This is a genomic window from Vreelandella nigrificans (assembly GCF_002374315.1).
Taxonomy (GTDB): Bacteria; Pseudomonadota; Gammaproteobacteria; order Pseudomonadales; family Halomonadaceae; genus Vreelandella; species Vreelandella nigrificans.
Genome location: NZ_NWUX01000011.1, coordinates 124,722 through 135,831, shown reverse-complemented (window position 1 = coordinate 135,831; position 11,110 = coordinate 124,722). Strand labels below are relative to the sequence as shown.

General features: G+C 53.8%; 16 protein-coding genes and 3 tRNA genes. All 19 read left to right on the top strand.

The features are described 5' to 3' along the window. Nucleotides 1-94: 94 nt before the first annotated feature. Nucleotides 95-170, top strand: a tRNA-Glu gene (locus tag CPA45_RS13395). Nucleotides 171-201: 31 nt separating this feature from the next. Beyond that, nucleotides 202-276 (top strand) — tRNA-Gly (locus CPA45_RS13390). A gap of 168 nt (nucleotides 277-444) precedes the next feature. Beyond that, nucleotides 445-1,407 carry an ABC transporter ATP-binding protein gene (locus tag CPA45_RS13385; protein ID WP_096652186.1) on the top strand — a complete coding sequence of 321 codons (963 nt, stop codon included), beginning with the start codon at nucleotides 445-447 and terminating at the stop codon, nucleotides 1,405-1,407. Beyond that, on the top strand, nucleotides 1,404-2,177 hold the full coding sequence (locus tag CPA45_RS13380; protein WP_096652183.1) for an ABC transporter permease: 774 nt from the start codon (nucleotides 1,404-1,406) through the stop codon (nucleotides 2,175-2,177). Before CPA45_RS13385 ends, CPA45_RS13380 begins: the two co-directional genes overlap by 4 nt. A gap of 34 nt (nucleotides 2,178-2,211) precedes the next feature. Then, on the top strand, nucleotides 2,212-3,045 hold the full coding sequence (gene queF / locus CPA45_RS13375; RefSeq protein ID WP_096652179.1) for an NADPH-dependent 7-cyano-7-deazaguanine reductase QueF: 834 nt from the start codon (nucleotides 2,212-2,214) through the stop codon (nucleotides 3,043-3,045). Between the two features lie 49 nt (nucleotides 3,046-3,094). After that, nucleotides 3,095-3,655 (top strand): nitroreductase family protein, encoded by a 561-nt coding sequence (locus CPA45_RS13370; protein ID WP_096652176.1) that lies wholly within the window; start codon nucleotides 3,095-3,097, stop codon nucleotides 3,653-3,655. A 38-nt stretch (nucleotides 3,656-3,693) separates the two neighbouring features. After that, on the top strand, nucleotides 3,694-4,200 hold the full coding sequence (locus CPA45_RS13365) for a YiiD C-terminal domain-containing protein (protein WP_096652173.1): 507 nt from the start codon (nucleotides 3,694-3,696) through the stop codon (nucleotides 4,198-4,200). Nucleotides 4,201-4,292: 92 nt separating this feature from the next. Next, a tRNA-Ser gene (locus CPA45_RS13360) sits at nucleotides 4,293-4,380 on the top strand. 161 nt (nucleotides 4,381-4,541) lie between these two features. Then, on the top strand, nucleotides 4,542-5,825 hold the full coding sequence (locus CPA45_RS13355) for a tyrosine-type recombinase/integrase (RefSeq protein WP_096652171.1): 1,284 nt from the start codon (nucleotides 4,542-4,544) through the stop codon (nucleotides 5,823-5,825). Next, nucleotides 5,818-6,516 carry a hypothetical protein gene (locus CPA45_RS13350; RefSeq protein ID WP_096652168.1) on the top strand — a complete coding sequence of 233 codons (699 nt, stop codon included), beginning with the start codon at nucleotides 5,818-5,820 and terminating at the stop codon, nucleotides 6,514-6,516. The genes CPA45_RS13355 and CPA45_RS13350 overlap by 8 nt, the downstream gene beginning before the upstream one ends. A 135-nt stretch (nucleotides 6,517-6,651) precedes the next feature. Beyond that, on the top strand, nucleotides 6,652-6,873 hold the full coding sequence (locus tag CPA45_RS13345; RefSeq protein WP_096652165.1) for a helix-turn-helix transcriptional regulator: 222 nt from the start codon (nucleotides 6,652-6,654) through the stop codon (nucleotides 6,871-6,873). A gap of 266 nt (nucleotides 6,874-7,139) precedes the next feature. After that, nucleotides 7,140-7,346 (top strand): hypothetical protein, encoded by a 207-nt coding sequence (locus CPA45_RS13335; protein WP_096652159.1) that lies wholly within the window; start codon nucleotides 7,140-7,142, stop codon nucleotides 7,344-7,346. After that, nucleotides 7,343-7,468: a hypothetical protein gene (locus CPA45_RS23190; protein WP_279628815.1), complete on the top strand. Its 126-nt coding sequence runs from the start codon at nucleotides 7,343-7,345 to the stop codon at nucleotides 7,466-7,468. Before CPA45_RS13335 ends, CPA45_RS23190 begins: the two co-directional genes overlap by 4 nt. Continuing rightward, nucleotides 7,465-7,767 (top strand): hypothetical protein, encoded by a 303-nt coding sequence (locus tag CPA45_RS13330; protein ID WP_096652156.1) that lies wholly within the window; start codon nucleotides 7,465-7,467, stop codon nucleotides 7,765-7,767. The genes CPA45_RS23190 and CPA45_RS13330 overlap by 4 nt, the downstream gene beginning before the upstream one ends. Beyond that, on the top strand, nucleotides 7,764-8,195 hold the full coding sequence (locus tag CPA45_RS13325) for a hypothetical protein (protein WP_096652153.1): 432 nt from the start codon (nucleotides 7,764-7,766) through the stop codon (nucleotides 8,193-8,195). The genes CPA45_RS13330 and CPA45_RS13325 overlap by 4 nt, the downstream gene beginning before the upstream one ends. Beyond that, the gene (locus CPA45_RS13320; protein WP_096652150.1) at nucleotides 8,192-8,446 is read left to right on the top strand and encodes a hypothetical protein; all 255 of its coding nucleotides are present in this window, start codon (nucleotides 8,192-8,194) and stop codon (nucleotides 8,444-8,446) included. The genes CPA45_RS13325 and CPA45_RS13320 overlap by 4 nt, the downstream gene beginning before the upstream one ends. Continuing rightward, nucleotides 8,436-8,630 carry a hypothetical protein gene (locus tag CPA45_RS13315; RefSeq protein WP_096652147.1) on the top strand — a complete coding sequence of 65 codons (195 nt, stop codon included), beginning with the start codon at nucleotides 8,436-8,438 and terminating at the stop codon, nucleotides 8,628-8,630. The genes CPA45_RS13320 and CPA45_RS13315 overlap by 11 nt, the downstream gene beginning before the upstream one ends. After that, nucleotides 8,627-10,624: a replication endonuclease gene (locus CPA45_RS13310; protein WP_096652145.1), complete on the top strand. Its 1,998-nt coding sequence runs from the start codon at nucleotides 8,627-8,629 to the stop codon at nucleotides 10,622-10,624. Before CPA45_RS13315 ends, CPA45_RS13310 begins: the two co-directional genes overlap by 4 nt. Next, a complete protein-coding gene (locus CPA45_RS13305) occupies nucleotides 10,621-10,977 on the top strand; it encodes a hypothetical protein (protein ID WP_096652143.1) in 357 nt (118 codons plus the stop codon). The genes CPA45_RS13310 and CPA45_RS13305 overlap by 4 nt, the downstream gene beginning before the upstream one ends. Nucleotides 10,978-11,110 lie beyond the last annotated feature (133 nt).

Genomic DNA, 11,110 nt, shown 5'->3' with positions numbered 1-11,110 from the left:
GGGAATAGCTCAGTGGTAGAGCATCGCCTTGCCAAGGCGAGGGTCGGGAGTTCGAATCTCCTTTCCCGCTCCATAGCACTTTTGTGTTAAGTACGTCCCATTCGTCTAGTGGTCTAGGACACCGCCCTTTCACGGCGGGAACAGGGGTTCGAACCCCCTATGGGACGCCATAACATATGTCTTAGTTGTACTGTTTGCATTGCGGGAATAGCTCAGTGGTAGAGCATCGCCTTGCCAAGGCGAGGGTCGGGAGTTCGAATCTCCTTTCCCGCTCCAAGCAGACACTTCTTTCTGAACCCTCTTGTTTTTAGATAATTAATCGCACACTAAGTGGCGATGTTTTTGCGTGCCTGTTTTTCGGGTGGCTTGAAAAGATATATGAATGCCCCGATATCCTCACATCTAGCTCGTTTTGTACTCCCTATTTGCTGACAGGACATTTTCATGGCCGAACCGGCACTGTCTATCCGTGGCCTCACTAAAGTGTATGGCAACGGCTTTCATGCGTTAAAAGGTATCGATTTAGACGTCCAGCAGGGTGATTTTTTTGCTCTGCTAGGTCCCAATGGGGCGGGGAAATCCACCACTCTAGGTGTGGTTTGCTCCCTGGTGCAAAAGACAGCGGGCAAGGTGTCTATTTTTGGTATTGATGTTGATAAAGAGTTTGCAAAAGCAAAATATCAGCTCGGCGTAGTACCCCAAGAGTTTAATTTTAATCAGTTTGAAAAGGTCCTGGATATTGTGTTGGCCCAGGCGGGTTACTACGGAATGACCCGCAAAGAGGCCTTGCCTCGTGCCAAGCAACTGCTGAGTGATCTAGGGCTATGGGATAAGCGCAACGGTAGTGCGCGAATGCTTTCTGGGGGGATGAAGCGCCGCTTAATGATTGCGCGTGCGCTGATGCATCGCCCGAAGCTGCTGATTCTCGATGAGCCTACGGCAGGAGTAGATATCGAGCTGCGCCGTAGTATGTGGGAGTACATGCGGCGTATTAACCGCGACGAAGGTACGACTATTATCCTCACCACACACTATCTCGAAGAAGCTGAGAGCCTGTGCCGCAATATCGCTATTATCAACCATGGTGAAATTGTGCGTAACACCAGTGTGCGTGAACTATTGGCGGAGCTTAATACTGAAACCTTCCTGCTCGACTTGGCCGCTCCTGTCGCTCAAGCCCCTGTCATTGAGGGCTTTGAGATCCAGCAGGTTGAGCCTTCTCAGCTGGCATTGGTAATTCACCGGGGGCAGCAGCTCAATGATGTGTTCAGTGCATTGAGCCAGCAGGGGATGAAGGTAGTTTCTATGCGTAACCGCGCCAACCGCTTAGAGGAGATGTTTGTTTCCATGGTGGAAAGCAGCCAGCAGACGATCGACCAGCGAGATCAGCAGGAGGCGCGGGTATGAACGCAACGCAAACGCTGATCGCACTGTGGACTCTGGTGCTTAAAGAGATCAAGCGCTTTACCCGCATTTGGCCGCAAACCTTGCTGCCGCCATCGATCACTATGGCGATGTACTTCATCATTTTTGGTAATCTGATTGGTTCTCGCATTGGTGAGATGGATGGTTTCAGCTATATGGACTTCATTGTCCCTGGGTTGATTATGATGTCGGTTATTACCAACAGTTACTCCAATGTGGCCTCTAGCTTTTTTTCAAATAAGTTTCAGCGTTCCATTGAGGAGATGATGGTATCGCCGATGCCCAACTGGGTGATTCTGTCTGGCTTTATTCTGGGGGGAATGGCGCGTGGCCTGGGTGTTGGGCTTATTGTGACAGTTGTTTCACTGTTCTTTACTCGCCTAACGGTAGAGCACCCGCTGCTAACGGTGCTAGTAGTGGTGTTAACCTCAGCGCTGTTCTCAATTGGCGGTTTTATCAACGCACTGCTAGCGGATAAGTTTGATGATATTTCCATTGTGCCAACCTTTATTTTGACGCCGCTGACGTACCTTGGAGGCGTGTTTTACTCGATTTCGATGCTGCCCGACTTCTGGCAAAGCATCTCAATGCTGAACCCCATCTTGTATATGGTGAATGTCTTCCGCTACGGTTTCTTAGGTGTTTCTGATATTCCGGTAGTGTGGGCGTTAGCGGCTATCGTTACATTTATTGCTGTTCTATTTATGGTGGCGCTTACCATGCTGGAACGGGGCCAAGGCATTCGTAGTTAATCGTATTACGGCATAATTTAGAGAGTGTTAAGCAATGGCATACCGTCCAGATACCTTAGAAAATGCACCGCTCGGGCGTGACGCCGCTTACCCCGAGCATTATGACGCGGGGCTTTTGTACCCCATTCCCCGAGCCGCTAACCGTGCCCCTCTGGGTATTGAAGAAGGCAAGCTGCCGTTTGTTGGTGAAGATGAGTGGCACGCGTTTGAGGTTTCCTGGTTAAACGGGCGGGGCAAGCCTATCGTGGCGGTTGCGCGCTTTCGCTTGCCTGCTGAGTCGCCCAATCTGATTGAGTCCAAATCCTGGAAGCTTTATCTCAACAGTTTTAACCAAACCCGCTTTGCCGACCAAGATGCGGTGCAAAGTACGCTGACTCGTGATCTGGCCAATGCTGCGGGAGCTACGGTCAGCGTAGAGTTACTGGCGGTAGATGATGCTGAGCTTACTCCTCAGAGCTTGCCGGGGGAGTGCTTGGACGATCTGGATATAGACGTCAGTAATTACACGCCCAGTGCCACCTTCCTAGTAGCAGGGGAAGAGGTCGTGGAAGAGAGCTTATATTCTCACTTGCTTAAATCGAACTGCCCGGTCACTGGTCAGCCTGATTGGGGTAGCGTGCTGATTCGCTATAAGGGCCCTAAAATCGATCGTGAAGGGCTGCTGCGTTACTTAATCGGTTATCGTCAGCACCAGGATTTTCACGAGCATTGTGTCGAGCACATTTTTACTGATCTCATGCAGCAGGTTAAGCCTGAAGAGCTTTTAGTGCTCGCTCGCTACGTACGCAGGGGTGGATTGGATATTAGCCCCTGGCGAGCAACTCCTGGGTTAACGCCCCCTAGTCCCCTGCGCCTAGCAAGGCAGTAAGCGACTGCGCTAGAGTAGCGCCCAACGTTGAATAAAAAGGGGAGTCATGATGGACGCACTGACGCTGCTTCACGAACGCAGTTCAATGGGTAAGCTCACTGAGCCTGCGCCCAGTACCGAACAGCTTAGCGCTATTTATCAAGCGGCGCTGCGCGCGCCAGACCACAAGGAGTTACGCCCCTGGCGCTTTATTGAGTTTATTGGCGAAGGGCGCGAGCGTCTGGGGGAGCTGTTTGCTGAGGCGGAGTTTCAAGAAGACCCTCATGCTAGTGACGACACGCTAAATTCCGCGCGTAAAAAGCCGCTCCGTGCACCGATAGTTATTGCCGTCATTGCCAAGGTAACGCCGGATATTTCCAAAGTACCTAAAATAGAGCAGGTGATTTCTGCTGGTTGTGCAGCTCACGGTATTTTGTTGGCTGCTCACGCGCTAGGGTTAGGAGCTATGTGGCGTAGCGGCAAGTACGCTTTTGATCCAGTAGTGCGCAAAGGTCTAGAGCTGGATGAAGATGATGAAGTGGTCGCCTTTATTTATCTGGGTAGCTTGGCAGGCCGCCATAAGCCGGTAGCGCAGCATAATCAGGCCGACTTCGTGGAGCGGTGGGACTAACGAAAGCGCCGACATACCAGCTATAACAGGAGCATGTGATGAGTCAGCCACGTCAGCCGGGAGTCCCTTACCCCCGGCTACCGCTACCGGATAGCCAAGAAGACCTTCATGCCTTTCAGCGGTGGCTAGGTGAGGCGATTCCCATGGTAGGCGCGCTTGGCATTCAGCGTATGACTCTGGATAGCGGGACGTTGATCTGGCAGCTAGCGCTTAGCCCCAGTCTAAACGATAAAGGCACTGGCTTTGGTGGCGCGCTGACTGCGCAAACTACGCTGCAGGGTTGGTGCTGGGTAACGCTATGGCTACGTGAGCGAGGGCTAGCTCAGGATGTGGTGGTTGCAGAAGCCAGTCAGCGTTTTCTCGCGCCAGTAACGGGTGACTACCGTATTACCTGTGCTTCTAGTGATCTTAGTGGGCCTAAGCAGCTTGAGACCAAGCTAAAAGCGCGTGGTAAAGGTAGCATTACGCTGAACCAACAACTTTACTGCGGCGACATACTATGCCTGGAAGCCAGTGCTCGCTATGTTGTGTTACCACGGCCGTAAATATTGAAAAGACTTGCTATTTTAAGGCTTAGGCCATAGAATACGCGCCGTTCTGTTGAGAAAGGCAGCGCCCTGCAACAGAGCAAAAATGTGGAGAGGTGTCCGAGTGGTCGAAGGAGCACGCCTGGAAAGTGTGTAAGTCGAAAGGCTTCGAGGGTTCGAATCCCTCCCTCTCCGCCAGAACATCCCGAAAAAGCCCGCCATGTGCGGGCTTTTTTGTGTCTGCTTCCCAGAAAACAATATCTTACGATTGCATGGCATTTTATGCGCTTGCATCGAATCGCACCCAATCACATAATCTATGTTGGGTAGGATGTTGGGACAGTGTTTTGGGGGAGGCAATGCCGAAAAAATCAAAGGTGCTTTCTGCACTTGAAGTGAAGCGAATAAATGCGGCTGGGCTTCACTCAGTGGGTGAAGTGGACGGCCTACACTTACGGGTTACGCCTGCTGGTGCACGGTCTTGGATACTGCGCTACACCACCGGGGAAACGCGGTACGCTAAAAGCGGAAAACCCTACAAGGTGCGTCGTGATATGGGGCTTGGCAGTTATCCCTCTGTTACGTTGGCTATGGCCCGAGACAAAGCCCGCCTAGTGCGTGAAAAGCTAGATGCAGGCGTTGACCCGGTAACTGAGCGTAAAGCCGCCAGCCAAGCCCGCCAAGCTGCTGAGCTAGCCCGCTTAACCTTTGAAGATGCCGCTAGCGCTGTTATTAAAATCAAACAAGCCGAAGCGCGTAATATCAAACACGGCAAACAGTGGGAAAGCACGTTAGCCGCCTATGCCTACCCTATTCTGGGAAAAATGGCCGTTTCAGATATTGAACTGGTGCACGTTAAGCAAGTGCTGCAACCGATCTGGGAAGCAAAAACGGAAACCGCCACCCGTGTAAGGCAGCGCATTGAAGCGGTGTTGAATTGGGCCACGGTGAACGGCCACCGCAGCGGCGACAACCCGGCACGCTGGAAAGGCAACCTAGATAACATCCTTCCTTCACCCAACCGGGTGGCGAAAGTAGAACACCACCGCGCTTTGCCTATCGGCGATATGCCCACCTTTTGGCAAACGCTTTCTAAGAGAACGGGCGATGCGGCTACCTGTCTAGCCTTCACCATATTAACGGGCTGCCGATCTGGTGAAGCGCGTGGCGCTACTTGGCATGAAATAGACCTTGAAGCGGCCACCTGGACAATACCCGCTGAGCGCATGAAAGCAGGTAAAGAGCATCGGGTGCCGTTAGCCCCCGCGGTGATTAAGCTATTAAAAGCGCAGCCAAAAGGGCATGACCGGGTATTTGTAAGCCCACGGGGGAAACCGCTTTCAGACGCGGCAATGTCTGCCTTGCTGAAACGCATGGGGGAGAGCCACCGGGCTACTGTTCACGGCTTCCGTTCTACCTTTCGTGATTGGATAGCAGAGCGCACCAGCACACCCCACGACATAGCTGAAATGGCGCTGGCGCACACCATCAAAAACGGTGCAGAGGCGGCTTACCGTCGCGGCGATATGTTGGCCAAGCGCGCCCGCGTTATGAACCAGTGGGCGGATTTTGTTACCACGCCTGCACCTGCTGGGGCTGGCAATGTCGCGCCGATCCGTGGGGAGGTGGTCAACAATGGATGATGAACTGAAGGCGATTCAAGACGATTTAGACAGTGTTTTAGAGCGGCTAGCTAGCTATATGAGTAGTGATAAGCTTTACACCCAAGGGATAGAATGGGGAGAGGCAAGTAAAGCAGATGCAGCGACAGTCATCCTAAATTATGCTGGCAATGACGGTGCAAGCTACCCATATATGCATCTAGATAGAGCGATTCTCTTCTTTAGAAGTGATAGGGCATTTCAGGATAGTGAAAGAAATAAACAAACAGCATTTCATGGAGAGAAAATAGGGAAATTTATTGCAGCTATTAAAGCTTTATCTGATGGCCGCTTTGTGCCTGATAGTCACGATTTGTGCATTCTATCCGATGCTGCCAATGATTTTATGGAAGGAAGATCTAAGTGGTTTGGTGAATCACTTGGTGTGCCAACGGTAAGAACTCTCAGGAAAAAAGATGGTGAAATGGCTAAACCGCCCTTGGTGATTAATGGCTACTTAGACCCTCTATCACTTGAAAAAAAATTTGCCGCAAGGGATGTTTTCTATCTTCATAAAAAAAAGAAAGTTCCATTGGATGAAGCCATATTTGAATTAGTAGGTGAGCGTGCCGGGATTAAGCCAGGAACTCTTAAAGCTTTTTATTACAGCGATGAAGCTAAAAAAATGAGGGAAATGGATGAGTTTATTAGTGGTATATATGGGGAAAAGTGAGTTTTTCTACCCTATTAATATTGAGGTGTGAAGCGGTTAAAGAATAAATTCTGAATTTCGAGTTGAAATCCGGCAATACTTGAATAGCGCCTCCCGCCATCCTAGCCCCGTACTCAACATGCGAGGTTATGCAACATGGCAGCTACCACCCAAGCCCCCGCCAGCTACGGCGAAAAAGTTAAAGTTTGGCTAACCGTCAAAAGCCTAGCAAACCGCTTCGATACCCACCCCTCAACTATTTACCGCTGGGCACAGCAAGGCCGGTTTCCTAAGCCGGTCAAGTTGGGGGAGAACTTAACCCGCTGGGCACTCTCGGACGTTGAAGCTTGGGAACAATCCCAGCGGGAGGCTTGCTAATGCTTGCCAATACACCGCGATGCAATTACGCTAGTGGAGCTGGCGCAAAATCGTCAGCCGGGAATCTCACCCCGACTTATCCAAGGCGCATAAGCGCCCCCATGTTGACGGCGCTATTTTTGTGCCCGTCAGTTATGGCGGCTGTGCGTGGGCAGGCTTCGGCCTGGCCGGTTCCCTTGGATGCCGGTTGTGAGATCCCGCGTACAGTCGCCCCCAATGAGAATCTCACCTCTAAGGGCGACTCCAATATCCAAGGAGTCACACCCATGGCATCATTACGCCTGTCCAATCTGATTACCCGCAGTTTATCCAGCCGTGCCAACGCGCATAGAGCAATGGCGAAAGCCGCACTATTTGCCGATTCCAGCACGCGCACCCGCCTTACCCGTTACAACCACCACATTGAAAAAGCCCAACAGCTAGAAGCCCGCGCCCTAGAGACTGCCACGCGCAGCGTAGGGGCTGCGTCGTGAAGTTAACCACCCCCCAACTAAAGCGCTTGCTTGAACTCCTAGCGCCTTTCCACACCGACCCCATCACCAAGCCCACCATTAAACTGGCCTTGCGCCGCGTGCGTAGTGAGGTACCAGCATGAGCCGCTGCCAAATCCCCCAAGACCACCGGGACGTCAGCGCCCATATTCAAGCGCTGGCGCTGGCTGTCAGCACCCACAGCCAAGGTGGCCATTGGGTTAGCGTTGATTTTTCGGGAATGCTGCTTCAACTGAATGTCACCGTGGGGCGTCGTAGTGACCTGCACAACCCCACCGCCGTTTCTAAGACCTACAGCGTGTACTTGCCCCCTTGCCAACGCGCCCCGCATGACGCGCTTGAACAGCTTCAAGCCATTGCCCGCGATCTGGAAGCGCTGCTTCCTGGGGTGGTGGCTGCATGAGACGCCTTCACCACTACTCAGCCTTAACGCGACTCCCCCAAATGCTGAACAGCGGCCACCTGCTGCCCATTATGAATGGTTACGTTGAAGCGCCACTGGTGTGGTTTTCAGCGCACCCCTTTTGGGAGCCTACCGCTACCAAGCCATACCGGACTGACAACGCCCTGGTAAACCTCAAATTCTGGGAATACCGCGACCTGTTCGGCTGCATCCGCTTTGCCTTACCTGCCGACGATAGCCGCCTAATGACATGGCGTGAAGTTTGCCAGCAAGTGGGCCTATCCCGTGTCGATCGTCGCAAGCTGGAAGCCGCCGCCCGCAAGCGAGGTGGCGACCCCAAGCAATGGTTTGCTGTTCCCGCCGCGATCCCTCTTGCAGATATGTCCCTGGAAATACTCAGCATCAATGAATGGAGAACCGTGTCATGACTTACCCAAGCGCAGAGTTTGAAAAGCAACTGGCTGAGATTCGCGACATTGCCCAAGCCCATGAGCGCCTAGCCGAAGTCATGGGGGATGTGAATTACCTGGGGCAAGGCATGACAGAACAGCAGGGAGAGGCTTGGTCGGTAGCATTTCGCTGTATGGGTAAGCGGGCGGCTGATATGGCCCAAGACCTGTTAGAGCAAAGTACAGAAGGTGACGACGATGAGCAGGCAGGGGGCCGCGATGCTGACTAGCACCCATGAAAAAGCCCAGCGCAATGGCTGGGCCTTCTCCGCGCTGCCGACCAAAGCACACGCTAAACCTGAGAATAGCACACGGTATGGGGCACGCCTATGCCTTGCCGATCCATGCCAACCCGTTGGGGTTGGCGTTGGCGCTGAGAAGCCACGCCCGGTAAGTGGCAAGGGGGCCGCGTGAGTAGCCCGTTTAGGCGTCAAGGCGTTGGTGAGTGCAGCCCGGTACTAGAAAAGCGCACGCTGTTGGCGGCTGATGCTGGCGCGTCCATGCCCGACATCATCAAAGCCCGTAATGCACTGGCTGAGGCCCAGCTAGATTGTGGGCCGTGGAAATGCCACAACGATGAACAGGCACTGATCGACCACGCCAACGCCCAAGCCCGTGCCGTTGAAATAGACGCCGCACAGCTTGGTTCAGAGAAAGCGCTGGCGCTGGCGTTGCATCGGGTTAAAGCCCACCAAATAAACCCACCGATGGGCTTTACCCATAGCGGGATGCTTGCCCGCGTCATGTGCCCTTACTGGTGGCGTCGTCGGCTTCGTCGCCTCACTAACCGCCGCCTTGAGCAACGCCAGCGGTTACTAGGCCGCACGCATAAGAAGGCGGGCATTTACATTAGCAATGAAGGCTATCGCCGCCACACCGACCAAGCCACCAAGAACGCTCGCTTGCTTGAAGGGCTTGTAGCGATTAACCAAGACGGCGATGAATACACGCTGGCTGAACTAGCAGAGCTTGGCCTGGCTAACCCAAAGAACCGTTATACAGAGTTGATGGTGCGCATCAGCGGCCTTGAACACTGGGGAGTAAAGCAGGGCTTAACGTCTGCCATGTGGACGATCACGCTTCATTCAGCTAAGCACCCTATGCGCCATAACGGCAGCCCCAACCCTAAATATGATGGCGCAACCCCGCGTGAAGGTCAGGCCTGTTTGCAAAAGCAGTGGTCGAAAACCCGCGCCGCTTGGGATCGTGCGGGCCTTCGCGTGTATGGCCTTCGTATCGTAGAACCCCACCACGATGGTACGCCCCATTGGCACATTCTGGTATGGATGCGCCCGGAAGATGAAGCGCAAGTAACGGCCATCATGCGCCGCTATGCCCTTGAGCATTGCCCGGAAGAAGTCGCCCACAACCCAAGCATTCGCTTCAAGTCGGTCAGGATCGACCCCAGCAAAGGCAGCGCCACGGGTTACGTGGTCAAGTACGTGTGCAAGAACGTCAACGGTGAGCAGCACACAAGGAAGAACGTTGATGGCGATGACCTCGACTTATACGGCGAGCCGTTAGCCACCAGTGTTCCTCGTGTTGAGGCATGGTCGCGCTGCTGGGGTATTCGCCAGTTTCAATTCTTTGGCGAACCAACCATAGCCGTATGGCGACAACTGCGCAGCACCGATGAAGAGCGCCTAGCCGATTGGGAAGCGGCCACACGCCCAGAGCCAGAGGCCGCCGCTATTCTGCATGACGCCCGCAAGGTGGCCATTGCTGGCGACTACTACAAATATCTTTGCCTAATGGGTGGGCCAATGCAGCCCCGCGATGCTGCACCTATTCGGCCTTGGCGGGTGGTGCGTCAAACCACCGATATAGCGAACTGTGACCGGATTACCGGGGAATGGACAAGCGACACGCTAGGCCACTATGGGGAGCCTATGGCTAGCACCTGGGGTTTGGTCGTTAATAGCCAAGTGGGCCAAGCGGAATACCTTACCCGGTATTACCGCTGGACGATTGAGCGCAAGGGTGAAGCTGACACCGTGGACTTCAAGCGCGTCACTGAAACAGCCACGCCGCTGAACTTGGTTGGGGTTGGTGTTGCGGTGGATTTTCAGCGCGTAGGCGAAGCCGCAGCGCCTTGGATTTTTATCAATAACTGTACGGACAGCGAGGCAGTTACGCCGTTAGATGAGTGGGAACAACAAGTAACCGGGTCGTTTGGTGAACATGATAGGCACCTGAGAAGTGAAAGGCAGAGACGTATTAGGAACATCCAACAGCAAGCCAAGATAGACGCCCACCAATACCGCGTTATCTCAGCTAAGCGCCGCCTTGAGCATGAAGAGCGTGAGCGCTTGCGGGCCACTATCGAGGAAGGCCGCGCTCTGGTTATTAGTTGGCTGGCGCGTGAGGAGCTGTCGCCCACTGATATTCCACCGGGGGTATTTGCATGAACGGTGAAGCCCTACTTGCCCGCATTGCCCAGATGCAAGCCACCGCTGGTGCTGCCCGCTCACAAGGCCAGCCGGGCACCCGAGCAAAACAACATCAACGGCGGGCATCCGTGACCACCCGCATAGAGCCATGGCTGGCGCTAATAGAGAAGCGGTGCGGCCTGCTGGCTGAGGATCGTCGCTTTATTCGCCTGAGGCTGGCCACTCTGCAACACAGCGACGCCATGCAGCTAGCCGAAGGGTATAGCGCTGCCTGGGAGCAAGCCGCCATGCAGGAACAGCGCGCCCACGTTAAGAACAACGCAGGCCGTCAAGCGGCTAACCGTTGGCTAAAACGGCAGCTTGAGCAATGACCCGTTGCAGCCAACCAAGCCTCGGAAAAAGCCTAGGTTCTTCTGACGCCCAACAACCTGGGCCACGGGGGACAGAAGCCCCGGATTTCGGGAAATTTTCGGCTACCCAGCGTGTACCACCGCAGGTGAGCAG